Consider the following 26,058-nt stretch of genomic DNA (forward strand, 5'->3'; position numbering starts at 1 on the left):
AGGTTTTCAATAAATTACATTTCTTTTCATATTATACGTGGTTTACCGAGAGAAAAAAAGAGATTCCTATAATAATTACGGAAGATTCATCAAATGTTTATAGAAATGAAAAAAGAACGAAATCTTAACGATTTCGTTCTTGGGTTGTTTCATAATGGGCTCTTGGTCCACCAATATATTTAGGACGAGAATATAATGCTGTAACATGGGCCGCACCTAACGTTCGAATGCTCAAGCGAAGAGGAACTTGCACATGTTTTACATGCATACCGATAGATGTATCGCCAATGTCAATCCCTGCTTGAGCAACAATATGTTCAACTTCCACAGGTTCATCAAATTTTTCAAAGGCAGCCACTGAACAAGAACCGCCAGCATGTAATTGTGGTACTACCGAGACAATTTCAAAGCCTTTTTCTTCAGCCACACGACGTTCCATCGCTAAAGCACGATTAATATGTTCGCATCCTTGGACAGCCAAAGAGATGCCTTTTTTATCTAATTGTTCAATTAAGGTTGAGACAATCCATTGTCCTACTTCGGCACTGGAATTTTTACCAATGACGCCACCTACTACCTCGCTGGTGGTACAACCTAAAACAAATAGGTCCCCTTTTTGTAAATTTCCTGCTGTAATGACTTCTTCTGTAATTGTCACTAACTGTTCTTTTAACATTTTTTCATCGATAGTCATTTGTTCATCCTTCTTTCTTCTAAACGACCATTTTTTGGTAACACACGTTTTAATGTTTGACTAAGAGGTAATGCTACAATCACCCCAAATAAGGATTGAATGATATTCCCTGGTAATGAGGCAATCCCCGCACCCACGCCGTAAAGCCAGCTAGTCGCTAAAGCATACCCGCTAATCATGAGGAGACTGGCTAAAAGTAATCCTAGCGTTTGCATCTTTTTATTTTTATTAAAGAAGTGCCCTGCTAACCAACCTTGTCCGCCATGAATCAATAACGAAAAAACGAACCATTGTGGATAGCCTGACAATAAATCAATTAAGCCACCGCTTAAAGCTCCGACTGTCAAGCCACCGATCGGACCAAAAAGTAAACTAGCAATGTAAATCCCTGCATCCGCCAATGTAACAAAGCCATTTGTTGCTGGGACGGGGATAATAAAGACCATTGACACAGCCACTGTTAAAGCGGTAATTACTGCATATAGACTAATTTTTCTTGTCATTATCCGCCACACCTCCTGCTAGTAATCCTTCATGCCACACACTTCCAAAAGCTGCATTTAGCTGGACCCCAGAAACAATGGCTTCATGAACGTATGTTTTTGCTAAATCAACTGCTTCAATTAACGGATATCCTTTAACTAAATTCGCACCAATTGCAGAGGCAAAGGAACAACCAGCGCCATCAATGGTGTGGGCCATTACTTTTTCTTTGACCAATTGAATATGTTGTTGTCCATCATAAAAAAAGTCACGTGCTTCTTGGCCAAGCCAACGATTACCACCTTTAATCACCACCGTTGCCGCTCCTAAAGAGTTTAACTCTTCCGCCGCTTGTTGGACTTCTTCGACGGTTGTTAATTTTCTGCCAATGAGTAATTCTGCTTCTTTTAAATTAGGCGTTATAATCGTTGCGAATGGAAAAAGTTTTTCAATCAATAACTGCATGTATCTTTTTTCATAAACTGAAGTCGTTTCTTTAAAAGCCAAGACAGGATCCAACACCACCGGCAGACCTGCGTGCTTTTTCAAAAAGGTTGCAATTTGTAACATACTTTCTTCACTGTGAATCAAGCCAATCTTGATGCCGTCTAAACTCCCGACAGGTATGGAAGCGAGTTGCTCTTTCACCAAAGAAGTCTCCAGGTCATGAATCTGAAAATGATTCTTGGGGGCTGTAGCAAGGCAAGTTAAAGTTGATAAGCCAAAGACTTGATGATTTTCAAACGTTTTTAAATCTGTTTGAATCCCGCCACCTGAAAAAGGATCGGAACCGCCAATTGTTAAAATTATTTTTGTCATTTGTTTCGCTCCTTTATACACTCAGTTATCATACAAAGTTTTCTAAAAAGAAAAAACAGCCAATTGGCAGATTTTTAGCTCAGCCACTTTTTAAATCTTTCGTTATCTTTTTCCTTCCCAAAGAAAGAGTGACCTCATCTGTCAATGAAGTCACTCTTTCTTTGGATTTAACACTTATTCGTCAATGGCTGTTACATCAATGTTTAATTCAAACAATTGTAATGGAGAAACTAAACTTGGTGCGTTGTTCATTGGGTCAATTGCTTTCCCGTTTTTAGGAAAGGCAATCACTTCACGAATATTTTCTTCCCCAGCCAATAGCATTGCTAAGCGGTCTAGCCCTAAAGCAATCCCTCCATGTGGCGGGAAGCCGTAATCTAATGCGTCTAGCAAGAAACCAAATTGGTCTTGTGCTTCTTCTTTTGTAAAACCTAACGTTTCAAACATTTTTTCTTGTAATTCTCGTGTATGGATCCGTAATGAGCCGCCGCCTAATTCGTAGCCGTTTAAGACAACATCGTAAGCTTCAGCATACACAGAGGCTGGGTCTGTTGCTAAGCGGTCCACATCCTCTGCTTTTGGTTGTGTAAATGGATGATGAGCAGAAACATAGCGGCCAGCTTCTTCATCATATTCAAACAACGGCCAATCCACAATCCACAAGAAATTGAATTTCGATTCATCAATTAAACCTAATTCTTTACCTAAACGTGTACGTACCGCACCTAAAGCAGCGGCTACGATTTCAGGTTTATCGGCACCAAACATTAAAATATCACCGACTTCTGCATTGGTAGCAGCAATTAATTCATCACTAACTTCTGTTAAGAATTTAGCAATCGGTCCTTTTAAGCCATCTTCTTCAACTTTTAACCAAGCTAAGCCTTTTGCACCAAATTGACTCACATACTTACCTAAGTTATCCATATCTTTACGAGAATACTTATCTGCGGCGCCTTTTGCATTCAAAGCCTTCACATGTCCACCATTTTCCAACGCTGCTTGGAAAACTTTGAAGTCTACGTCTTTCACTACATCTGCAACATCAATTAATTCCATAGCAAAACGAGTGTCGGGTTTATCGCTACCATAGCGTGCCATTGCTTCGTCATAGCTCATTCGTGGAAACGGAACAGAAATCTCAATTCCTTTTGTCTCTTTCATCACTTCAGCCAACATATTTTCTGTATATGTTTGAATTTCTTCTGGTGTTAAAAAGGTCGTTTCGATATCGATTTGTGTAAATTCTGGCTGACGGTCGCCTCGTAAATCTTCATCACGGAAACAACGAACGATTTGGTAATAGCGATCGAAGCCTGCCCCCATTAATAATTGTTTAAAGAGTTGTGGTGATTGTGGTAAAGCATAAAAATGACCGGCATGGACACGAGAAGGAACCAAATAATCGCGAGCGCCTTCTGGTGTTGATTTGCCTAAATAAGGAGTTTCAATGTCTAAAAAGTCATGATTATCTAAATAGTGACGGATTGTTTTCGTTACTTGGTGACGTAATTTAATGTTGTTTGTCATTGATGGACGACGCAAATCTAAATAACGATATTTCATGCGCAATTCGTCATTAACGTTATTGTCATCTTCAATGGTAAATGGCGTTGTTTTCGCAGTATTTAAAATCGTAATGTCAGTCGCCATCACTTCAAACTCGCCAGTTTTCATTTTGGGATTAATCGCTTCTTTATCACGATAAACGACTTGACCTTTAACTTCGATGACGTATTCACTACGACATTTATCAGCAATTTCCCATGCTTCTTTTGACTTTTCTGGGTTAAAGACCACTTGGACGATTCCTTCACGGTCACGTAAATCAATAAAGATAACGCCTCCTAAGTCACGACGTTTTTGAACCCATCCTTTTAATACAACTTCTTTTTCAATAAATTCGGCAGATACATTGCCGCAATAGGTTGTGCGTTTTGCCATTTCTCAATCTCTCCTTTTTATTCTTCAATCATTTTTGTCATCATTTCGTCATACACTTCATCAAATGAATCATGAATAGCACTTAACGGGAAGGCTTTTTCTTCGCGTGTTGCCATTGATTTTACGTTGACAATGCCTTCATTCAATTCATTTTCACCGATTGTTAAAACTAATTTTGCTTGTAATTTATCGGCCGTTTTAAATTGCGCCTTTGGTTTGCGATTCATGTAATCACGATCAGCTGAGAAACCAAAGTTACGAATGCTTTGAACAAGTTGCAAAGCTGCGACGTTGGTTTCTGAACCAATCCCAACCACATATGCGTCTAATTCAGATAACGCTGGAATCACAACTTCTTCAGCTTCCATTGTTAACAACACTCGTTCAATGCCCATACCAAAACCAAAACCTGGTGTGTCTGGGCCGCCTAATTCTTCAACTAAACCATTGTATCGGCCCCCTGCACAAATTGTTGATTGCGCACCCATTTTAGGCGCTTCACTCATAATTTCAAAAATTGTGTGTGTATAATAATCCAGGCCACGAACCATATTACTATCAATTTCATAAGGAATTTCTAGTAAATCTAACATATCAGTTACTGCTTCAAAATGTGCTTTAGATGGTTCATTTAAATAATCTAAAATGGAGGGCGCTTCTGCGACAATCACCTTGTCTTTTTTATCTTTGCTGTCTAACACCCGCAATGGGTTTTCGTGTAAGCGACGTTGTGAATCCTCGCTTAATTCTGCCATATGGGGCTCTAAATAATCGATTAATGCTTGACGGTACGTAGCACGTGTTTCTTTATCCCCCAAGGAATTAATAACTAATTTGATTTGTTGGATGCCTAATTGTTTGAAGAAGTCCAAAGCCATAGCCATGATTTCAACATCCAATGCTGGGTTTTCACTACCAAATGCTTCCACACCAATTTGATGGAATTGACGCAAACGACCAGCTTGTGGGCGTTCATAGCGGAACATCGGCCCCATGTAATAGGTTTTATATGGTTTCGTATATTCCGGACCATATAATTTATTTTCAACGAAGGCCCGAACAATTGGCGCTGTCCCCTCAGGACGTAGCGTCACGTGACGGTCTCCTTTATCATAAAAATCATACATTTCTTTTGAAACAATATCTGTAGTATCGCCAACACTGCGAGATATTACTTCATAATGTTCAAAAATCGGGGTTCTGATTTCTTGGTATTGATAATCTTTAAAAATCAAACGAGCTGTTTCTTCCACAAATTGCCATTTTTCAGAAGTTCCTGGCAAAATATCGTTTGTTCCTTTTGGTTTTTGATAACTCATTGTCTTTCTCTCCTTCTATCATTCCACAAAAATGTGTGCGCCATTTTCTTTTTTCTAAAAATGAAAAAAGCCCTTGTATGTTGAACATACAAGGGCGTAAAAGTCTCTTTTACACGGTACCACCTAGTTTTGAAAGATTTTACTCTTTCCTCAACGATTAACGCTCGTAACGGGACGGCTTTTCTTCCGTCCATCTCCAGAATGTCTTTCACTTTCACTGTTGAAGTTGCTCTCAGCCACGGCAACTCTCTCTTCGCAGACAGATGAAACTTACTCGTTCCTTCGTAGATTTTTAATATTATCTATAAACTACTAAAGTTCTCTTAGAAAGTCAAGGGGTTCCGACAGGAAAATCAATTATTTTTCTCGTGTATCAATCACAATGGTCACTGGACCATCATTGGTCAACGACACTTGCATATCCGCGCCAAATTCTCCTGTGGCTACCGCTATTCCTTCTGCTTCTAATTGTTGATTAAATAATTCATACAAAGGAATCGCCACATCTGGACGAGCCGCTTCAATAAAACTGGGACGATTGCCTTTTTTAGTTTTTGCATAGAGGGTAAATTGAGAGATACTCAAAATTGATCCTTCAATCTCTTGAATACTGCGATTCATTTTTCCTTCGTCATCTTCAAAAACACGTAATTTACTGATTTTGCCAACAACATAAGCCACATCTTCTGGCGTGTCTTCTTGATGGATGCCCACCAGCACCATGAAGCCTTGTTTGATTTGTCCCACTATCTGCTCTTCTATCGCAACTTGTGCTTGACTGACTCTTTGAATAACTACTTTCATCTTTTTTGCCTCACTTTTAACACTTACCCATTGGTTCGACGAACACTATAAACATCTGGTACACTTTTAATTTTGTCAACGATGGTTTTTAAATGAGAAAGGTTTTGAATTTTCACAGTAACATGAATCTGGGCCATCTTATCTTTGGATGGACGAGCTTCAACGCCGACTAAATTTTTTGTCATCGAACTAATGACTTGTAAAACATCACTTAGTAAGCCACTACGATCATAGCCGTAAATCTCCAAATCGGCAGCGTATTCTTTGCGACTGTGCTCGGTATCTTCCCATTCAACTTCAATTAGACGTTGTGCTAATTCTTCTTGATGCTGTACGTTAGGACAGTCCGCACGATGAATTGAAACGCCCCGTCCTTTGGTAATGTAACCAACGATTTCATCACCAGGCACTGGATTACAACAGCGGCTTAAACGAATCAATAGGTTGTCCACCCCTTGAATCACGATGCCGCCTTCATGACGAACTTTCATTTTTTCTGATTCTTTTTTAGCTGGCTGATTTAGCAACTCTTCTGCTTCTTGACGTTGGCGTTCCAACTCTTGTTCGCGGCGTTCTTTTTCTGTTAAACGATTGCACACTACTTGCGCACTTACTTCGCCATAACCTACTGCCGCAAATAAATCATCTTCCGTTTGAAATTTAAATTTATCTAGCACTTCCGCCATTTTATTCTTCGTTAAAAATTCTTTCGGTGTAAAGCCGATTTCTGCCATGTATTTAATGACAGCATCATGCCCTTTAATAATGTTATCTTCACGGTCTTGTTCTTTAAAGAAACGTTTGATTTTATTTTTGGCTTTACTTGTTTTAACCATTTTCAGCCAGTCGCGACTAGGCCCGAAAGAATTCGGTGATGTTAAGACTTCAATAATATCCCCATTTTTTAGGACATAGTCTAACTGTACCATTTTGCCGTTGACCTTCGCACCGGTTGTTTTATTCCCAATTTCAGTATGGATACTGTAAGCAAAATCTAGTGGTCCGGAGCCTTTTGGCAGTTCGGTTACATCTCCACTTGGCGTAAAGACATAGACTTTGTCACTAAAAATGTCTTCTTTCACACCTTGCATAAATTCAGAAGCATCATAGCTTTCATCTTGTAATTCAATAATTTCATGGAACCAATCGACTTGCTTCGTCAGTTCATCTGTTTCAATTTTTTCCGCTTTGCCTTCTTTATAGGCCCAGTGAGCCGCCACCCCAAATTCGGCGATTTGGTGCATCTCATGGGTCCGAATTTGGATCTCTACTGGATTCCCTTTTGGTCCAATAACTGTCGTATGGATAGATTGATACATATTCGCTTTTGGCATAGCAATATAATCTTTAAAGCGACCTGGCATTGGTGTCCAACGTGTATGAATCGCCCCTAACACGGCATAGCAATCTTTAATGGAATCGACAATAACACGAATGGCTAATAAGTCATAGATTTCATTAAACTGTTTCTTTTGGTCCTTCATTTTACGATAGATTGAATAAATATGTTTTGGTCGACCATATATTTCTGCGTAAATTTCTAAATCTTCCGTAGCTAAACGAATATCTTCGACTGCTTCTGCCACATAAGCTTCACGTTCATCGCGTTTGCTTTGCATCAAATTAACAATTCGATAGTATTGGTTGGGGTTAATATAACGTAAGGCAGTATCTTCTAATTCCCATTTAATTCGACTAATCCCTAAGCGATGTGCTAAAGGCGCATAAATTTCTAAAGTTTCTTGTGCAATCCGTCGTTGCTTATCTTCACGTAAATGTTTTAATGTGCGCATATTGTGCAAACGATCGGCTAGTTTCACCATAATGACCCGTAAATCTTGCGCCATTGCCAATAACATTTTCCGATGGTTTTCGGCTAATTGTTCTTCATGAGATTTATATTTAATTTTTCCTAGTTTCGTCACGCCATCGACTAACATTGCGATGTCTTCGCCAAATTCTTCTTTTAAATCGTCCAGTGTTACGTCCGTATCTTCGACAACATCATGTAAAAATCCTGTTGCTACAGTATGGGGATCCATATGTAATTCAGCCAGAATGCCTGCCACTTGAATCGGATGGATGATGTAAGGTTCACCTGATTGTCGGACTTGACCTTCGTGTGCTTTTTCAGCATAAGTTAATGCTTTTTGAACCAACTCAACATGTTCTGGTCCCATATAGGTACTTACAATTTTGATGACCGCTGGGCCTGTCAGTATTTCTTCTTTTGGCATGGTATTCACTCCTCTATGAAGGTGACCTTTGGATAAAGAACACTTCGTTCACGTTTTATCTATTTTAATAAAAAAGAAAAGTACCACTTGAAACAGTAGCACTTTCAACAACTCTATTATACTAAATTTCCCTTAAATTTCAATCACTGTCGCTTTTTTACTCTCTGTTTATTCAAAGAGAATGCCTACAAGAATTTTACAGGCGGGCTTTCGTTTAATTTAAAAGTTCCATTTGGTAGCTAACCGCACTTAAAAGATATAACGGTGCTGTTTCTGCTCGTAAAATTCTCGGACCCAACCCGCAAAGTTTCGCCCCAGCCTGCAGAAATTGTTCAATTTCTTGCGGTGCAAAGCCACCTTCAGGTCCAAAGAGCACACACAAACGTGCGCCTGGCTGGCAAGTGGATAATACTTGTGCTAATTGACTTTTTTCTCCTTGTTTTGCTGATTCTTCATACGCAACCAAGACTGTGTCATATGAGTCAAATTGCGCAATGATTTCTTGTGTTTTTTCCACCAAAGAAACACTTGGTGTCTGCTGCCGATGCGATTGTTCCGCCGCTTCTGTGGCAATTTTTTGTAATCTTTTTTCTTTGGCTGCTCTTTTTTTGTGGTCCCATTTGACAACGGAAGTTTTCGCAGGAAAGCCGATAAACTGATTGCCACCTAGCTCCGTGCCTTTTTGAACAATCCATTCTAACTTGTCCCCTTTTGGTAACCCACACGCAATCGTCACTTCAATTGGCAATTCTTTGTCCATTTCTTCTTTACTAATTTCTTTAAAGTAAACAGATGTTGAATCAATTTCCACAATCTCAGCTAAAATGGCAGTTTTATTTTGAAATACTAAATAACAACGATCATTCGGCGTCATTCGCATAACTCGCACAATATGATGATAGTTTTCATCTGCGACTTTATACAAATCTTTTTCTTGATAATCTTCTTTCATGAAATACCGTTGCATTTTACTCTTCCTCTGGTTTCTTCAAGATAATCGCATACCAATCGCCTTGATTAAAGAGTTGGTCCACCACAAACCCAACTTTCGTTAGTGCTTCTAAAACCATTGCTTTTTTATCTTCAATAATTCCAGAAATAATGAAGGTACCGTCTTGTTTTAGCAAACGCCAAGCATCTTCAATCATTAACACAATAATATCTGCCAAAATATTTGCGACGATTACATCAGCAGAATGGTCAATCCCTTTTAGTAAATCATTGGCTGACACATGAACATCGGCCGCAATGGGATTTAAATCCATATTTTCTTTTGCCGCTGCAACTGCTACTTCATCTAAATCATATGCGTAGACGTCTTTAGCCCCTAAATAGCGACTTGCAATACTCAAAACACCAGAACCCGTTCCTACATCTAGAACTGTTTCGCCACCACGTAAAACAGTTTCTAAAGCTTGCAAGGTTAAACGAGTCGTTGGATGCGTGCCTGTACCGAAAGCCATGCCCGGATCCAATGTGATAATTTTTTCTGCTTCATCTTGTGCATGATAAGCTTCCCAACTTGGCACAATCGTTAAGAATCGTGTGACACGGACAGGATGATAATATTTTTTCCAAGCAGTTGCCCAGTCGCTTTCTGCTACTTCACTAATTGTCATTTCGTTTTTACCAATGGATAAGCCGTACTCAGGCAAGCGTAAAATATTTTCTTTCATAAATGGTAAAATTTCTGGTAAGAAGGTTGTTTCAGGAAAATAAGCCATCACAATCGCCCCTTCTTTAATGTGGGTGAATTGCTCTTTATCTAAAATTTCCCCATACAGATCACCTTCAAAATTTTCAATGTCCAACGCATCTTCAATGGCCACACCACTTGCGCCAGCTTCCATCATAATGTTTGAAATTGCTTCAACTGCTTCGCTAGCCGTTTCGACTTTTACTTCTGTCCACTTCATGTTCTCACCTCTAAATTAATAACTTGGATACGCAATCCATTGTTCTTTTTCTGTTTCTGCCACTTTTTTAATCATCGCTTCAAAATCTGCTGGCTCCCAATGCAATTCAAAAACTTCCGCTGTTTCATCTGATAAAAAGTCTAACAAATCACTTTGCCCTTCATCTAAAACCACTTTTAAATAGTGAATGAATCCGTCTAAAACTGCTTTGCGTAGCCCTTTTTTTCCTTCATAAGGAATTGTGACTAAATACTCTTCGTCATCAACGACAGACTTTTGCGGATTGTAAAATAACAAACCATCTTCAAATTCAATGAATTCTTCTTCTGAAAGCGTACCATCAACATCATCAATCGCCACTTGCTCATTGTTTTCTGCATATAAACGAACAATGACTTCGATGGTATGGTTTTTGCGATCCCAATCAAGGCCTACTTCGTAATCTCCTAAGTGTTTTTCAAGTTGTTCCTCTAAGTATGTGAGCATTGTTGCTTTTTTCATTTTCTTCATCCTTCCAGCCAAAATCTATTTGGTCTACTGCTGTTCTTTTTTGTTTAGAAATATATGGATTGCCAGCCACGACGTATCTTAAAGGCAACTCTGTCCAACGACCTTTATTGGGAATCCCAATTCGTGGTAGTGCCTCAATTTTTTTCGGAAATTTTCGTTTTTCTGGCACGAGCCGTAACGAACTAGAAAAAATCGACTGCCCATATAATTGCTTATCAATTCCTAAGGCTGCAACTAATTTACCTGGTCCATTGGTCAATTCCACGCCTTGATGTCCTTGGCGATTTTCAATCATTTTGTCGACACCTTCAACAGGTTCAATCGCGCGGATCATCACCCCTTGTGGTTTGCCTTGTTCTTGTGTCACCATATTTAAAATTAAATGCGTGTGCATAGTATATAAATAAATCGTGCCTGGTTTGTCATACATGGCTTGTAAGCGTGGCGTTTTTCTCAAGCCAAAGCTATGGGCCGCCTCATCATCAGGACCTAAATAAGCTTCTGCATCCACAATGTACCCACCTAAAACGCCTGTTGCTGTTTCGTGCTCTAAATACATCCCTAACAAGTATTGTGCCACTTCTTCAGTTGTTTTTGTGTTAAAGATATTTATCGTTTCTTTCATTTCTTTCACCACTCCCTATCATACACGAAACCTTCCGCTATATCCATCTAAAACCCAAAAAACCACCAAAAAGCGAATGTACGTTCTTTATGTTATAATAAGATGATTATGAAAAAGGAGGTCCTTTTATGCAACAACCTTTAGCCTATCGAATGCGACCTCGTCACTTAGACGAAGTAGTTGGTCAACAACATTTAGTCGGCCCTGGTAAAATTATTCGTCGGATGGTCGAAGCCAAAATGCTTTCATCGATGATTCTTTATGGGCCGCCTGGCACTGGAAAAACCAGTATTGCCAGCGCAATCGCTGGTTCAACAAATTATGCCTTTCGCATGTTGAACGCGGCCACAGACACCAAAAAAGATTTACAAATCGTTGCTGAAGAAGCCAAAATGAGTGGCACAGTGATTTTACTGCTTGATGAAATTCACCGATTAGATAAAACAAAACAAGATTTTTTGCTCCCTCATTTAGAAAACGGACGAATTATTATGATTGGAGCAACTACCGAAAATCCATATATTACAATTAACCCTGCGATTCGTAGTCGCACGCAAATTTTTGAAGTAAAGCCCTTAACAGAAACAGACATTCAGCAAGCGATTCAAGAAGCCTTAACCGATAGCACACGTGGCTTAGGCGATTATCCCGTCCACTTAGAAGAAAAAGCATTACAACATTTGACACGCGCAACGAACGGTGACTTACGTAGTGCGCTAAATGGACTAGAATTAGCTGTTAAATCAACACCCAAAAATGAACAAGGCGAAATTAAGATCACCTTACCGATTATTGAAGAGTGCGTGCAACGAAAATCCTTAACCCATGATAAAGATGGCGATGCCCATTATGATGTAATTTCCGCTTTCCAAAAGTCGATTCGAGGAAGCGATGTAGATGCTGCACTTCATTATTTGGGTCGCTTAGTTGAAGCAGGTGATTTACCGATTATTTGTCGTCGTTTAATGGTCATTGCTTACGAGGATATCGGTCTTGGGAATCCTGCGGCCGCCGCTCGGACAGTCACCGCTGTTCAAGCCGCCGAAAAGCTAGGGTTTCCAGAAGCTAGAATTCCTCTAGCCAGTGTCGTCATTGATTTATGTTTATCGCCAAAATCAAATTCTGCAGTCACAGCGATTGATGCTGCTTTGGCAGATATTCGACAAGGCTCTGTGGGAGATGTTCCTGATCATTTACGTGATGCCCACTATGCTGGAGCCAAAGAATTAAACCGTGGCATTGGTTATCAATACCCACATAATTTTGAAAACGGTTGGGTCAATCAGCAATACTTACCTGACAAATTAAAAGAGGCACGTTATTACGAACCGATTGATATTGGTAAATATGAACAAGCCTTACATCAGCAACTCAAGCGTATCCAAGAATGGAAACAGAAAAAATAACAAAATAATACGCTTTCAAAAAAAGAAACAATCTCGTTGCCGATTTTGAGAGAGTATGCTATTATAAAGATGGTAAATCTGTGATGTACGCGTTGTCCTTTCACTGTGTTGACCGAACATTTTTATTGATATCTAGGGATCCTGCTTGTATCAAAGTTGGTAACATGCCTTTTCTTTTGGTAGTTCAATACTGCGATCGAGGAACCCACCTGCTTATCTTGCGGGTTCAATACTCTAGGACGATTACCGGCATCGACGGATTTTACCATTTTTATGAAGATTTCTAAACAATTTGCTCTGGCAAGTTGTTTTTTTTTGGAGGACAAGATGATTCGTATACTCGTACTATTACTCGCCGTTGTCACAGGCGCAGCCAGTTATTATTTGATGAAGAAAAGTGCAGCTTTTTTACCACTCTTAAAAAAAGAAACTGCAACAGAAAGTCAACAGTTTATCGAACGTTTTGGGCGTTATTACTTGATTATCGCCATTCTAGGTGTTCTAGCGGCTATTTTTAATCGCCCGTTATTGTCAATTGGTTTTATCTTTTTTGTTTTATTACTTTCAACGTTGTTTAGTTTAACTTTTGCAAAAAAAATGTCATAAAAGACGATGAATTTAAAGAGGTCGGGACAGAAGTGTTTAACTCCGAGAAATAAGAAGGAATTTCCGAAAATTGTTCTTTAATTTTTGGAGAATTTCGGCTTATTTCCGAAGGAGTTGCTTCTGTTTCCGCCGTTTATCAATTTTTAAGCCTGGGACAAAAATCCAAAGTGATTTTTGTCCCAGGTTCTTTTTTACAAAAAAATGCCAATATTCAGAAAAAAGAAGCGGTTTCAGTTTCTTTTTTTCTTTGTTTGTTTTACAATTATTATAGAAACAATTAATGATTTTTTTTACGCTGAAAGGAGCGGTTATTATGTTACAACAATATCAAAAAATTATGATAGCAATCGATGGTTCTGACGAAGCAGACTTAGCCTTTAAAAAAGCGGTCAACGTCGCTAAACGAAACGATGCTGAATTACTATTAGCACATGTTGTTGATACGCGCTCTTTCCAATCAGTGTCCTCTTTTGATGGTGCGCTAGCAGAAGAAGCAATGTCAATGGCAAAAGAAACCTTAGACACCTACCAACAACAAGCGGTGGATATGGGACAAACAAAAGTCTCTAGCGTTCTAGCCTATGGTTCTCCTAAGAACATTATTGCCAAAGAATTACCAAAAGAATACAACATTGATTTAATTATGTTAGGAGCAACTGGATTAAATGCCGTTGAGCGTTTATTTATTGGCTCTGTCTCTGAATCAGTTATCCGTAACGCTAGTTGCGATGTTCTCGTTGTACGGACGGATTTAGACAACAAATTACCAAAAAATGAAGAAAAATAAAAAATAAAAAGAAACTGAGCCAACTATCACTTTTGATAGTTGGCTCAGTTTTTTCTTATTTACCTATTAAGCACACCTTGTGAGAGCATCTCACAAGGTGTGTTCGTTTAATTATTTTAGACGTTCTACGTCACGGGCAATCATTAACTCTTCATCAGTTGGTACTAATAGAAGCTTGATTTTTGAATCATCAGTTGAGATAACTGCTTCTTCACCGTGTACATTATTTTTGTCATCATCGATTTCACAACCAAACCAAGTCATGCCATCAATAATATCTTTACGAACGCCAACTGCATTTTCACCGATTCCAGCAGTAAAGACAATCGCATCAACGCCATTCATAACAGTGACATAGCTACCAATGTATTTACGAATACGATCGATAAAAATGTTGTATGCTGTTTGAACTTCAGGTTTATCTAAGTTTGATTGAATATCGCGCATGTCGCTTGATAAACCATTTGTTAAACCTAATAAACCAGATTTTTTGTTTAAAATATCAACCATGTCTTGTACATCAGTCAAGCCAAGTTTTGTCATTAAATAAGGTAATAGTGACGCATCAACATCCCCTGAACGAGTCCCCATTGTAACGCCAGCAAGAGGAGTGAAGCCCATTGATGTATCGACTGATTTACCACCATCAACTGCAGTGATTGAAGCACCATTTCCTAAGTGACAAGTGATAATTTTCAAGTCTTCAATTGGACGACCTAACATTTCTGCAGCACGTTGAGAGACATAACGATGACTTGTTCCATGTGCCCCATATTTACGTGCAGCAAATTTTTCATAGTATTCACGCGGTACACTATATAAATAGTTGTGTTCTGGCATTGTTGTGTGGAACGACGTATCAAAGACTGCCACGCTAATGATTTCTGGTAAGATATGTTTAAATGCTTTAATCCCCATCGCATTCGCTGGGTTGTGTAAAGGTGCTAATTCAGATAAAGCTTCAATTTTTTCTAATACTTCGTCTGTAATAACAACAGAATCTTTAAATTCTTCTCCACCAGCAACTACACGGTGACCAACACCAGTAATTTCATCATAAGAACCTAAAATGTTTAAATCGATTAATTGGTCTAATAACATTTTTACTGCCACTTCATGGTTATCAATATCAACAATTACTTCATATTTTTGTCCTTCACCATATTTAATTGTGAAGATAGAATCTTTTAAGCCAATACGTTCAACGATTCCTTTAGCGATCACTTCTTCATTTGGCATTTGGTATAATTGCCATTTTAAACTTGAACTACCTGCATTAATTGCAATTGTTTTAGACATAATTTTCTCCTCTTCGTTACTATTTTATTTTAAATTTGAAGCTTTCCAAGCTTCAAATTGTTTAAAGAACTCCGTTACTTTATTGATATCTTTCAAAGAGGCAAGTTTTGCTAACAAAACTTCCTTCACTTGCTCAGCATCTGCACCCTTGTTTTGAACAAGCAAGATACTTTTACGTGATTGTTCTGACTTAAACAATTCATCAGGTAACTGTATCATTCCTTGTAAATAGACATTTTTTGTCAACCAATTTTTAAAGAATTCACTTTGCTCAGTCTCTAAAATATTGGTCGGGATTAAGAATAAGCCAAACCCTGCTGGCTTCACGTATTTCATGGCTTGTTCCATTAATAAATGATGCGCATAACTATGGCCTTCCTCCGCAGCAGCAGCAAATCCCTTTGCTCGCTCATCATTTGGATAATAGCCAATCGGCAAGTCACTTAATGCTAAATCAACTGGATCCAATAACAAATCTTGCAATCCGTCTTGATGGAACAACTGAATATTGGCTTGTGACCAAGCATTGTTCACAGAAGATACTGCCAAAAGTGTTTCATCGATATCCACACCATAACCAGAAACTTTGTAACCAGCTGTTTCAAGGTTCAGCAGAACCGTTAACAGTAAATTTCCCATTCCTGAAGCAGGATCTAAAATTTTTAATGGCTCTGATTTATTTGTTAATTGTTCTACTAAATAAACAAACAAAAAGCCAATACCGTCTGGCGTCAATTGATGATTTGCTTGAAGCTGCTCTTTTCTCGTTCCTTTTAACAAAAGTAATTGGGACAAGCGTCGCACATCTTCAGGAGCTAAATCAATTTTTTTAATCGTATGATACAGCGTTTCTAATTGTTTCACTGTCTCTGGATTAGGTACTCCGTCAAGTACTCGTACTTGAAAATCATCTAAAATATTTTCACCATTTTCAATATACGCATCTAAAAAAGAAGTATCCAATGACTGTTGCAATAACTGGATTGCTTGTTCCATTGGCTCGAAAGCCTCTTCAATTTTTTCTGGGAACAAATTAGCACCTCTATTCTATTCAAAATGTAACAACTTCCATACCTGTTTTATTTTAACGAAAAAAGAAAGAATAATCAATGCCTTTACTGTCTTTCTTCTAAAATCTAATAATTTGTAGAAAAACAACGCTATTCCAGTATTGTTTCCGCTTTTTTTTGATGAGAAACTCTCTCTTGATATTGGTATTTCCGACCAGATTTGTTTAATAAAACAGTTATTCTTAATTGTTCATTTTTGTATGTATAATCGAGGGTTACTTGCTCGTACATGAGCTTTTCTTCTGTTTTTAACTTTCGTCTATTTTGTTTAACATCTGCAAGAAATAAATGAAGGATACTTTTCCCTGCATAGTATTCCTGGGTAGCTTGCGTAAATTTTTGTGTTAACTGACGTTCTTCTAGTAACTGAAGGGTGAGAAAACTCATCAAATAAACAAAGGCCATGGCCGTGAACAATAAGTTTCCTGAATATTTTTGCCTCATTAAAATTCTCCCTTTATCGGAAAAAAACTATCAAATGTTTTTCCAGAAGTAAAAGTAACTTCCAAAGTAAACGATTGTCCTTCATTTTTAAACTGTCCATTTTTGATACCAATTAACAGCGGTTGATAGCCTTTACCATTGACTCGCTTAATAATTTTATCTTCTTTGATTTGAATTGAAATAGTCTTGTTTGTTTCTGAGTCGAGGAAAGAAATCTCTTGAGCAGAGCCTGTTTGGAAAACGAGCTTTTGACATTCTTTTTCTAATTGAATTAAAAAAATATGCCAGGATTTCGAATCATTGTTTTTCAAATATTGATTTCCGATAAAACTTTGTTGAATCATCAACTGAAACAATTGACACATACAACTTAAAACGACTAGTGCTACTAAACACTCTAACATCGTAAAACCCGCATATTTTTTATTGACCAATCAAAATCGCTCCTCTTGAATCTGTGACTTTTAGTATCCTTCTTCCATCGTTCTCCATCAAAGAAAATCGGTAAGTTTCTCCTTGATATATCCGCTCTTTGAAACGTAAATCACCCGTCTGCTCTAAAAATAAAATTGCTTCGTATCCTAGACGAGTGCACGTTAATTCTTGCTCCCGTTGATAATTTTGCTGAATTAATTGTGTAATAGTCAGGGAGAATATCCCTGCTATCACACATACCATACTAAAACTAACGAGACTCTCTAATAAAATAAAACCGCTATAAATAGTTAATTTTCTTCGTATATTTGCCACTCCCCATCTGAAATTGTAAAATAAGTTGCTGTTTCTTTTCAGTCCAAGTAAAAATATATTTCACTAAACGGCCATTGTTCCCTGACGAATGAAGAAAACTGAGTTTGCTTGGGCCACTCACTGTCATTTTTTCAGGTACAGCTAGCGAAGTCCTTCGAGCTGATTGGTTCAATTTATCAGGAAATGAAAAGCTTTGTTGTTCTTCAAAAAACCAAACTTCTTGTGTTTCCTCTAAAACAATTGCTTGCTGTTGCGCAAAACGAAGTTGTTTTTCTACCGTAGCAAGAAACTGTTCAATTTTTAATGTTTCTTGCCAGCGGTGAATAGCGAGTGTTGGGAGCATAGTCATAAAGCAAACAATCGTCAAACTAGCAAGTGTTTCCATTAATGTGAATCCTGCTGACTTGTTCATTGCTTTTCTGCTGTATATTTATCTAACTGCTCTTTAGTAATGTAGCCTTCATTGACTAATTCATTTAAAGAAGGCGTCTTATTTTTTTCTAGTGTGTAGAGCTCGATTTGTGATTCTACAATTTTTACGATTGCTTCATTGCCTTTTTTATCAACTGTTTCTTTATGTTTCGCTAAGTTAGGAACAAAAAGTAAAATCAATACGGAAATAATCAATAAGACAATCAACATTTCTAATAATGTAAACCCTGCGTATTTTTGTTTCTTTTTCATTATAAAACTCCTTCCATATTGCCATAAATAGGCAGCAACATTGCCCCATAGACACCGATAATTAAACAAGCAATTATGATAAAAATAAATGGTTGAACAAGGGTAATGACTCGTTCAATTTTTTTGAAAAAACCTTGGAAACAGACATTACTATAAACCATCAACTCCTTGCCTAATTTTCCTTTTACTTCCCCTTGTTGAATCATTAAACCCAATGCTTTCGTAAAAAAAGGATAAGCAGCTAATTGTCTATGTAAGGTTTCACCAACTAGCAGTCCTTCACTAATTGCTCCAGCTAATTCTTTCATTAAGGGGTAATTGGTTGTATGGCGCATCAAATCGATGACCTCTTTCATTTCTAATCCTTGCGCAAGCAACTTCCCCCATTCTAGTGCAAAAAAAGCACTGACGTATTCCCGATAAAGGCCACGGATAATTGGCAGTTTCAGATATACGAAGGCCCGCTGAATAGCAGACTGATGCTTCAAATAACGGTTTAAAATGAAGAAACTAAATGAGAGGAGAAAAACTAAGGTAACCAGAATGTATGGACTGTAAACAATCAGAAGAATCCCAATATTTTTAGAATAACTATTGGCATCATTTTCCATTAATTGGGGCAATAAAAATTGCCGGATACCAACAATGACGAGAATCAAAAAAACAATCAGGAGCAGCGGGTAACTAATTATTTTATAGAACTGTTGCCGATATTTTTCCGTTTGAAAAAAATGTTCGGAAATCGCTTGTAGTGTCCCTACCAAATCCCCGTGTGCAGTAGCAAACGACAATTGTGCCGAGACCATTGTTGAAAACCCTAATTCTTCGACTAAAGCTTGTAAGGCAATGCCTGAGGAAAAGCCTTCAACTAAAAAAGTTATACTGTGCTGAGGTAAGGCGTTTGATTTTTTCATGAAGGAAAAACTTTCTTGTATATTAAAACCATTTGCAAGCAAATCCGCTAATAGTTTCAGAAAAAGCTGCTGTTGTTTTTTCGTTAATTTATTCGATGGCTTGAAAATACGTTTTTTCTGTAATAAACCCATACGCCCACGCCTTTCTTAGATTCTTTTGCCAACTACTCTTTATAACAGCTTCCTTAAAGAAGAAATAATCATAAAGAATTCCCGCTACTTGTTCCTTATTAATCGTGGTTGTCAAAATCTGTTGATAAATGATACCTTGCAAGCATTCAGCCAATTCATGCTCTGGGCCACCTAATTCTATCAAACGCCGTTGCACCCCCAATAAGTTACGGGCGTGAATTGTCGCAAAAATAGTATGACCCGTTAAGGCGGCTCGAATAACTGCTTGAGCCGTCTCGCCATCACGAATTTCACCAATAATCAAAATATCAGGATGATGGCGCAAGCAAACTTTTATCAAGGCTTCGTACGTTAACTGAATTTTTTCATTTGTTTGCAACTGTAAAAACTGCTTTTCCTCAATTTCAACAGGATCCTCAATCGCTATCACTTGTTGTTCGCCACTTCTTTGTTTAGCCACACGATACATGGTTGTTGTTTTCCCAGAACCAACTGGCCCACTGAATAAATAAAGTCCTCGTTTCTGACAAGATGCTTCAATTTCATTCAGCTGGTGGGGAAAGAAAAAATGTTCAGCTTGTTCACCAAATCGGTGCAAAAAACGAATTACCAAGCTCTCTCGATTCTGAAAATCTCCCACAGATGATAAACGCAAGCGTTGCTTCGTCTCGCCAATTAGATAAGTTGTCGCACCTAATTGTGCTTTTCGTCTTTCTCCGACATCCATGCCGCCTATAAATTTAAAGTGGAAAATTAACTTTTCGCCTATTTCTGCGGAAACTTGTGTGTAAAGTGTCCGTTGCATCCCTGTCCGAAAAGAGATGGCTATTTCGGTATCATTGGGTAAAAAATAAACGTCTTGCGCCCCATGAAGGACGCCCCATTCAATTAATTGATGAGCCAATTTTTTTACATTTTCAGTCATTCATTTCCTCCTCTCACTAATAAACTACGCATTTATTTTATGATTTCAGCAAAAAAAAGAACCTTCACTAGTAAGATGAAGGTTCTTTTTTTGAAGTTTGCGCTGTCCATCTATCTTCCCCAAAATAGTGGAACTCCTAGACACTTAGTATTATACTAAAAAAATCTTGCGTTTAGTTTTCAAAAATTTCTCTGAATCACAAAATTTTTGAGAAAAACTATGATAATCCGATTGGATCGTTTACGTTTTTGGCTTCGTTTTTTGTTTATTAACTAAATAAACTGGAATTCCTAGAAGCGTAATCCCTATACCAATCAATGCTAGAATAGGCTGTGTAATACTCGTTGTAACCAAGATGAAGATACCACCTAGACTTGCGATAATTGGAATAATTGGATAGCCAGGAACTTTATACGGTCGTTTTAATTCAGGTTCTCGTTTTCTTAAAATAAAAACGGCTAAGAAAATTAATAGATTAAACAGCCACATAACAAAAACTAACATATCCGTCAATAAATCGAAGGTCCCGAAAAACATCATGATAATGGCTACAGCTAACTGGAAAATTCCAGCAACGTAAGGAACAACAAAGCGTTTAGACAACTTTTGAAACTGACGACTAAAAGGCATCAGATTATCTAAGGCTAAGGCATAAGGAATCCGAATCCCTGTCATTGTGTAGCCGTTTAACGCACCATATACAGAGATTAAAATCCCAATAGTTACGATTTTGCCGCCAATTGGTCCAAAAATAGCCACAGAAGCATCCGAAGCTGCATTCAAATTCCCAGCGATTTGCTCAATTGGTAATGTTTTTAGAAATACAAAATTAATTAAAGCATAAATTAAAGTAATCAATAACAAACCAAAAATAATGGCTTTAGGCAAGTCTCTTTCTGGTCGCTTCATTTCACCAGCCACGTTACCCACACCTAGCCAGCCATCATAAGCAAACATGGTGGCGACTAAGGCGCCACTAAAAGCAACTAAAAAGCCAGTATTCGCTGTTGTTTCAACAGGAAAAAGTGAAACAGCTACCTGTCCGGGAGTAAATAATCCTACTAAAGAAATCAAGGCAATTGGAATCAGTTTTACCACCAATGTCGTTGATTGGACCAAAGAAGCAATTTTTGTTCCTAATAAATTAATTATCGTGATACTGGTTCCCGCAAGAATGGCAATTGGAATCAATAAATTTGCCGATAAATGAAACAAATTGATTAGTTGTGTACTAAAAATAATGGATAACGCCGAAATGTTGGCAGGATAATAAATGATACTTTGTGCCCACCCTAAAAGAAAACCAGCTAATTTACCATATGTATATTCAATATACTTCACTGCGCCACCTGTTTCAGGGATTGCTGTAGCAAGTTCGGCGCTGGTTAATCCTGCACAAATTGTTAAGGCACCACCTAACACCCAAGCAAAGATAGCTAAACTAGCTGACTGTGCGTGTCCAACGACACTCGCAGCTTTAAAGAAAACACCAGCGCCAATCACCGTACCCATTACCGTGGATAACGCACCAAACGTTGTTATCTCTCTTTTTAATTGCTTTTTCTCCATAGACTCCCTCATTTCATTTAAACTAAAAAAGCGTAACAAAATTTCACTTTCTTGAAAAGATAACGAAAATAATAGCTGTTTTCATGAAAAATTCTGTGACGATCTCTTTTCAGTATAGCTATTTCTTTTAGAATTTCAAGTTTGAAAACCACAAAAAGAAAATTTGTCATAAAAGTTTTAGAGCATTCATCTTTTGTTTATAAACAAGAATTGAAAAACCGACGATTTTTTATTAAATAAACGAAAAATCGAATCAAAAAGAAACCTTTCTGATCCGATTTTAACTACGTTATTGGTTTTTGACTTTTTCTTTTTTCATTTGTTTGCTGCGTAATTGTCCGCAAGCCGCATCAATATCTGTTCCGTGCTCTTTACGAATAACACAATTGATGCCATTCTTTTTGAGTACATCATAAAATTTTAATACCGCTTCTTTAGAGCTTCGGCTATATTGATCGTGTTCACTCACTGGGTTATACGGAATCAGATTAACATAAGAAAGTTTTTTCTTATTCCGTAGTAAATCTGCTAATTGTTGAGCATGTTCTGGTCGGTCGTTCACTTGACTCAACATAATATATTCAAATGTAACACGTCGGTTGGTTTTTTCAATGTATTCATCAATTGCTGCCATTAATTTTTCAATTGGAAAACTACGATTAATCCGCATAATTGATGTACGAACTTCGTTGTTAGGAGCATGTAATGAGATTGCTAAGTTTACTTGTAGTCCACTGTCTGCAAATTCACGAATTTTTGGCACTAAACCACTTGTTGAAACTGTAATATGACGGGCACCAATAGCCAAGCCTTTATCATCATTAATCGTTCGTAAAAAGTTCATGACATTGGCATAATTATCAAATGGTTCACCAATTCCCATCACAACGACATGGCTAACACGTTCATCCAACCCACGTTCATCGAAATAATGTTGCACCCACATAATTTGGGCAACAATCTCGCCAGCAGTTAAATCTCTTTGTTTTTTTAATAGCCCACTAGCACAAAATGTACACCCAATATTGCAGCCAACTTGAGTGGTCACACAAACAGATAATCCATATTCTTGACGCATCAAGACTGTTTCAATCATATTTTTATCTGGTAATTCAAATAAATATTTCACGGTACCATCTTGCGCTTCTTGCACAATGACTTGTTTTAATGGATTTAATGAAAAATTTTCTTCTAATAAAGTCATCAACGATTTAGAAATGTTCGACATTTCACTAAATGAAGCAACACGTTTTGTATACAACCATTCCCACACTTGTGTTGCGCGAAATTTCTTCTCGCCATGGGCTAAAAACCAGTCCACAAGCTGTTCTCTCGTCAGTCCATAAATGGATTCTTTCTGCATTTCTTTTCCTCATTTCTGCTATTACATTCGCTTCATAACTATAACGTATTCTCACTTTGAATGCAATATCACGAAGAACATCAAAAAAAATCGTTAAGCGTGCATGCTTAACGATTTTTTATAATTAATCTTTCACTAAGTGATAAACTTTTTTGAAGTAGAACGTTCTAGCAATTAAATAGTAAACGACCTGAATCAATAAGAAAACGCCTAAAACTTGCCAGCCAGCTAATTGCATTGGCTGATCTAACACGGCATACATTGCTTTCAAAGCAACAGCTCCATGAATAAATGAAACAACAATCGGTGTAAAGAATAAAATACCTACTTGTTGGTAAATCATTTTCTTCAATTCTTTTTTCGTCAAGCCAAGTTTGTAAATCATCTTGAATTTTTCAACGTCCGTATTCATATCACTATATAAACGGAAGTATAAGAAACTACCCGCCGAAACAAAGAACACGATACCGATAAATAGTCCGACAAAAAGAACTGGCGTATAAAATTGCGTAATGCCTGCAACTGTAGCCGCGGTTCCTAGTAACATTGGGTATTTTTCACCAATAATATTTTCAGCATCAATTAAGGTTTCTTTATCTGTGCCTTCTTTTGGTTGCCAAATTGTTTCTGTTTCCTCTTTGATTCCATCTGTTGAGGTACTATCTGGGATAACAACCACACCGCCAAAAGTCGGTAATACATTGGTTTCTTCTGTTTTATCAATGTTTAAAACTTGATCATTTCCCAATTGAACAGATTTGACATCTACTGATGCAGCAGAAGGAGCATCTTTTTGTGATAAATTAACTACTTTCTCACCTGTTAAAGTTGGTTCATCTATAAATTTTGCGAGTTTATTATATTCAGATGTTTTGATCAATTGGATACCAGCACTTGTTTTGTACATTGTGTAATCAACCTGATCAAACTGAATATTTTTTTCTTGGAATGTTTTTGTCGCAAATTGTTTCATTTCTTGATTTTCTGGGTTGGTCGAATCAGACAATGTCAGTTCGTACGGTACAGAACTTATTCCTTTAAAAATCATCTCGTTCACGCCGTATAACGTCCCAATGGCAGCAAAAGCGACCGTTGAAATCACCGAAACCAAGAAGAACGAACGTGCATTATCTTTCATGCGGAATGCTAAATCTGATAAAACGACCATATTGGTTTTTTTCCAAAAGATTTTTGGTTTCCGTTTTAAACGTTCAATGACAGAAACACTCAATTGGTCAAATAAGAATTTTGTCCCTAAAATAACTAAGAAAATTACTGGGAACATCACCATTAAAACTAACTGTCCCTTAGCAACTAAAGCAATTCCGTAACCGACAACTAAAAGCAACACGGCTAAGAAAGATTTAACTTTAGAGCTTTTGATTTCACCTTTACCCATTTCCCCTGCTTTTAATAGCTCTTGAAGTGTCGCTTTTGGCAAGCGAAATTGAATAAAGAAAGAAATTACTAAGAACAAGACCGCAAATGAAATGACAGTAATGATAAACGGCATCACTGGCAAATAAAAACCTAAACCTAGATGCATCAATAAATTGCTAATCCATAAAATAAACTGTGAAAATCCAACACCTAAAATGCTACCAAAAATTGTAGCAAAGAAACCAATCACTAAGTTTTCAATAAAAATCATTTTCTTTAACTGTTTTGGACTCATCCCTTGAATCATCAAGGTTCCAAATTCTTTTTTCCGAGATTGGATAAAGACATCCATCGAGTATAAAACGAATAAAAAAGAGAAACCATAGATTATAATTGCCGCAGCCGTCATTCCCATTTGTGCTTTAGGATTTAAACCATTAGCTAAGGCTGGGTGAAAGACAAAACCAGTGAACGTAAAAAAGATCATCACAGAAAACATTGTACTTAGGAAATAAGCCAAGTATAAATGCTTATTTCGAATCGTGTTTCTTATAACAAACTGATTAAAATTCATTATCGACACCTTCAATCTCAGCCAGTTTCACCATGATTAAATCGTAGAACTCTTTTTGATTGCCATTTTGGACAATTTCATCAATTAATTCACCATCTTTAATAAAGACGATGCGCTTGCAATAACTTGCGGCTAGCGGATCATGGGTTACCATTAAAATAGTCGCCTCTTCTTCTTCGTTTAATTGTTGTAACAAGCCCATCACATCCTTAGATGATTTCGTATCTAAGTTTCCTGTTGGTTCATCAGCCAATAATAATTGTGGATGATGAATCATTGCCCGAGCAACGGCGACCCGTTGTGCTTGTCCACCAGAAATTTCTGCAATTCGTTTTTTCAACAGATGATTGATACCTAAACGCTCACTTAATTCTGCTAATTGTCGTTTCATTACAGAGACTTTTTCTCCATCAAGTGTCAATGGCAAAATAATATTTTCTTCAACAGTTAATGTTGGCATTAAATTAAAGCTTTGAAAAACAAATCCTAATTCTGTACGACGGAATTTAGCAATTTGTTCTTGATTCAAATTGTTTGGATTTTTTCCATTTAAAAGTATTTCACCGTCTGTTGGACTATCGATTGTTGCCAATAAATTTAAAAGTGTACTTTTCCCACTTCCAGAAGGTCCCATAATACCAATAAATTCACCATCTTGGACAGTTAAATTAATCCCTTTTAAAGCTTCATATTTAATTTCGTTTCCGTAAACTTTTTTCAAATTTTGTACTTCTAACATATTTTCCACTCCTATTCTTCTCACTCATTTAGTGTATCGAAAACGAAAAAAAACGACAATAGAAA

The 26,058-nt window shown here is 37.4% G+C and carries 28 protein-coding genes and 1 other RNA gene; 4 read left to right on the forward strand and 25 right to left on the reverse strand.

The window, feature by feature from the left end:
• Positions 1 to 124: 124 nt before the first annotated feature.
• The 12 genes from IGI63_RS03895 to IGI63_RS03950 all read right to left on the reverse strand — a co-directional run bounded on the left by IGI63_RS03895 (position 125) and on the right by IGI63_RS03950 (position 11,351).
• Positions 125 to 694: a TIGR01440 family protein gene (locus tag IGI63_RS03895; protein WP_002365825.1), complete on the reverse strand. Its 570-nt coding sequence runs from the start codon at positions 692 to 694 to the stop codon at positions 125 to 127.
• Entirely contained in the window at positions 691 to 1,197 is a 507-nt protein-coding gene (locus IGI63_RS03900) for an ECF transporter S component (protein ID WP_002357086.1), read from the reverse strand. The genes IGI63_RS03895 and IGI63_RS03900 overlap by 4 nt, the downstream gene beginning before the upstream one ends.
• Entirely contained in the window at positions 1,181 to 2,017 is an 837-nt protein-coding gene (locus IGI63_RS03905) for a bifunctional hydroxymethylpyrimidine kinase/phosphomethylpyrimidine kinase (protein ID WP_002426119.1), read from the reverse strand. The genes IGI63_RS03900 and IGI63_RS03905 overlap by 17 nt, the downstream gene beginning before the upstream one ends.
• A 153-nt stretch (positions 2,018 to 2,170) precedes the next feature.
• Positions 2,171 to 3,940 carry an aspartate--tRNA ligase gene (aspS, locus tag IGI63_RS03910; protein WP_002377079.1) on the reverse strand — a complete coding sequence of 590 codons (1,770 nt, stop codon included), beginning with the start codon at positions 3,938 to 3,940 and terminating at the stop codon, positions 2,171 to 2,173.
• Positions 3,941 to 3,957: 17 nt separating this feature from the next.
• Positions 3,958 to 5,259, reverse strand: coding sequence for a histidine--tRNA ligase (gene hisS, locus IGI63_RS03915; RefSeq protein ID WP_002362049.1), 1,302 nt, complete (start codon positions 5,257 to 5,259; stop codon positions 3,958 to 3,960).
• A complete protein-coding gene (locus IGI63_RS03920; RefSeq protein WP_002383130.1) occupies positions 5,256 to 5,477 on the reverse strand; it encodes a hypothetical protein in 222 nt (73 codons plus the stop codon). The genes hisS and IGI63_RS03920 overlap by 4 nt, the downstream gene beginning before the upstream one ends.
• Positions 5,478 to 5,616: 139 nt before the next feature.
• Entirely contained in the window at positions 5,617 to 6,063 is a 447-nt protein-coding gene (gene dtd, locus IGI63_RS03925) for a D-aminoacyl-tRNA deacylase (protein ID WP_002357080.1), read from the reverse strand.
• Positions 6,064 to 6,086: 23 nt separating this feature from the next.
• Positions 6,087 to 8,300, reverse strand: a complete 2,214-nt coding sequence (locus IGI63_RS03930) for a RelA/SpoT family protein (protein ID WP_429975353.1) — start codon at positions 8,298 to 8,300, stop codon at positions 6,087 to 6,089.
• Between the two features lie 214 nt (positions 8,301 to 8,514).
• Positions 8,515 to 9,267 (reverse strand): 16S rRNA (uracil(1498)-N(3))-methyltransferase, encoded by a 753-nt coding sequence (locus tag IGI63_RS03935; protein ID WP_002357078.1) that lies wholly within the window; start codon positions 9,265 to 9,267, stop codon positions 8,515 to 8,517.
• A 1-nt stretch (position 9,268) separates the two neighbouring features.
• A complete protein-coding gene (gene prmA, locus IGI63_RS03940; protein WP_016622347.1) occupies positions 9,269 to 10,216 on the reverse strand; it encodes a 50S ribosomal protein L11 methyltransferase in 948 nt (315 codons plus the stop codon).
• 15 nt (positions 10,217 to 10,231) lie between these two features.
• Positions 10,232 to 10,717 (reverse strand): DUF3013 family protein, encoded by a 486-nt coding sequence (locus tag IGI63_RS03945; protein WP_002388170.1) that lies wholly within the window; start codon positions 10,715 to 10,717, stop codon positions 10,232 to 10,234.
• Positions 10,674 to 11,351, reverse strand: a complete 678-nt coding sequence (locus IGI63_RS03950) for a DNA-3-methyladenine glycosylase (RefSeq protein ID WP_429975354.1) — start codon at positions 11,349 to 11,351, stop codon at positions 10,674 to 10,676. Before IGI63_RS03950 ends, IGI63_RS03945 begins: the two co-directional genes overlap by 44 nt.
• Positions 11,352 to 11,479: 128 nt before the next feature.
• On the opposite strand from IGI63_RS03950, the gene IGI63_RS03955 reads away from it, so the two are divergent.
• From IGI63_RS03955 to IGI63_RS03970, 4 genes are all read left to right on the forward strand, one after another.
• Positions 11,480 to 12,757 (forward strand): replication-associated recombination protein A, encoded by a 1,278-nt coding sequence (locus IGI63_RS03955; RefSeq protein WP_142665384.1) that lies wholly within the window; start codon positions 11,480 to 11,482, stop codon positions 12,755 to 12,757.
• 72 nt (positions 12,758 to 12,829) lie between these two features.
• Positions 12,830 to 13,023: non-coding RNA, 6S RNA (ssrS, locus tag IGI63_RS03960), on the forward strand.
• A 7-nt stretch (positions 13,024 to 13,030) separates the two neighbouring features.
• Positions 13,031 to 13,363, forward strand: coding sequence for a hypothetical protein (locus IGI63_RS03965; protein ID WP_429975356.1), 333 nt, complete (start codon positions 13,031 to 13,033; stop codon positions 13,361 to 13,363).
• Between the two features lie 313 nt (positions 13,364 to 13,676).
• Positions 13,677 to 14,150, forward strand: a complete 474-nt coding sequence (locus IGI63_RS03970; RefSeq protein WP_002357065.1) for a universal stress protein — start codon at positions 13,677 to 13,679, stop codon at positions 14,148 to 14,150.
• A 111-nt stretch (positions 14,151 to 14,261) separates the two neighbouring features.
• Here the strand turns inward: IGI63_RS03970 and IGI63_RS03975 are convergent, their stop codons facing one another.
• From IGI63_RS03975 to IGI63_RS04035, 13 genes are all read right to left on the reverse strand, one after another.
• Positions 14,262 to 15,449 carry an acetate/propionate family kinase gene (locus IGI63_RS03975; protein ID WP_002357064.1) on the reverse strand — a complete coding sequence of 396 codons (1,188 nt, stop codon included), beginning with the start codon at positions 15,447 to 15,449 and terminating at the stop codon, positions 14,262 to 14,264.
• Positions 15,450 to 15,473: 24 nt separating this feature from the next.
• Complete coding sequence (locus tag IGI63_RS03980; RefSeq protein WP_002357063.1) at positions 15,474 to 16,481, reverse strand: class I SAM-dependent methyltransferase; 1,008 nt, start codon at positions 16,479 to 16,481, stop codon at positions 15,474 to 15,476.
• A gap of 128 nt (positions 16,482 to 16,609) precedes the next feature.
• Positions 16,610 to 16,963, reverse strand: a complete 354-nt coding sequence (gene comGG, locus IGI63_RS03985; RefSeq protein ID WP_429975358.1) for a competence type IV pilus minor pilin ComGG — start codon at positions 16,961 to 16,963, stop codon at positions 16,610 to 16,612.
• A complete protein-coding gene (gene comGF / locus IGI63_RS03990) occupies positions 16,963 to 17,397 on the reverse strand; it encodes a competence type IV pilus minor pilin ComGF (protein ID WP_002357060.1) in 435 nt (144 codons plus the stop codon). Before comGF ends, comGG begins: the two co-directional genes overlap by 1 nt.
• Positions 17,387 to 17,713, reverse strand: a complete 327-nt coding sequence (locus IGI63_RS03995) for a type II secretion system protein (protein ID WP_429975359.1) — start codon at positions 17,711 to 17,713, stop codon at positions 17,387 to 17,389. Before IGI63_RS03995 ends, comGF begins: the two co-directional genes overlap by 11 nt.
• A complete protein-coding gene (comGD, locus tag IGI63_RS04000) occupies positions 17,679 to 18,125 on the reverse strand; it encodes a competence type IV pilus minor pilin ComGD (RefSeq protein ID WP_002366895.1) in 447 nt (148 codons plus the stop codon). Before comGD ends, IGI63_RS03995 begins: the two co-directional genes overlap by 35 nt.
• On the reverse strand, positions 18,122 to 18,397 hold the full coding sequence (gene comGC, locus IGI63_RS04005; protein ID WP_002356991.1) for a competence type IV pilus major pilin ComGC: 276 nt from the start codon (positions 18,395 to 18,397) through the stop codon (positions 18,122 to 18,124). Before comGC ends, comGD begins: the two co-directional genes overlap by 4 nt.
• Positions 18,397 to 19,443 carry a competence type IV pilus assembly protein ComGB gene (gene comGB, locus IGI63_RS04010; protein ID WP_429975361.1) on the reverse strand — a complete coding sequence of 349 codons (1,047 nt, stop codon included), beginning with the start codon at positions 19,441 to 19,443 and terminating at the stop codon, positions 18,397 to 18,399. Before comGB ends, comGC begins: the two co-directional genes overlap by 1 nt.
• Entirely contained in the window at positions 19,400 to 20,368 is a 969-nt protein-coding gene (gene comGA / locus IGI63_RS04015; protein WP_002364362.1) for a competence type IV pilus ATPase ComGA, read from the reverse strand. Before comGA ends, comGB begins: the two co-directional genes overlap by 44 nt.
• Before the next feature lie 240 nt (positions 20,369 to 20,608).
• Positions 20,609 to 21,937: an APC family permease gene (locus IGI63_RS04020; RefSeq protein WP_002362058.1), complete on the reverse strand. Its 1,329-nt coding sequence runs from the start codon at positions 21,935 to 21,937 to the stop codon at positions 20,609 to 20,611.
• Between the two features lie 289 nt (positions 21,938 to 22,226).
• A complete protein-coding gene (gene rlmN / locus IGI63_RS04025) occupies positions 22,227 to 23,300 on the reverse strand; it encodes a 23S rRNA (adenine(2503)-C(2))-methyltransferase RlmN (protein ID WP_002356987.1) in 1,074 nt (357 codons plus the stop codon).
• Positions 23,301 to 23,424: 124 nt separating this feature from the next.
• A complete protein-coding gene (locus IGI63_RS04030; RefSeq protein ID WP_002398606.1) occupies positions 23,425 to 25,254 on the reverse strand; it encodes an ABC transporter permease in 1,830 nt (609 codons plus the stop codon).
• The gene (locus tag IGI63_RS04035) at positions 25,244 to 25,993 is read right to left on the reverse strand and encodes an ABC transporter ATP-binding protein (protein ID WP_002409789.1); all 750 of its coding nucleotides are present in this window, start codon (positions 25,991 to 25,993) and stop codon (positions 25,244 to 25,246) included. Before IGI63_RS04035 ends, IGI63_RS04030 begins: the two co-directional genes overlap by 11 nt.
• Positions 25,994 to 26,058: the final 65 nt, after the last annotated feature.

It is taken from the genome of Enterococcus sp. DIV0086 (genome assembly GCF_050498705.1).
Taxonomy (GTDB): Bacteria; Bacillota; Bacilli; order Lactobacillales; family Enterococcaceae; genus Enterococcus; species Enterococcus faecalis.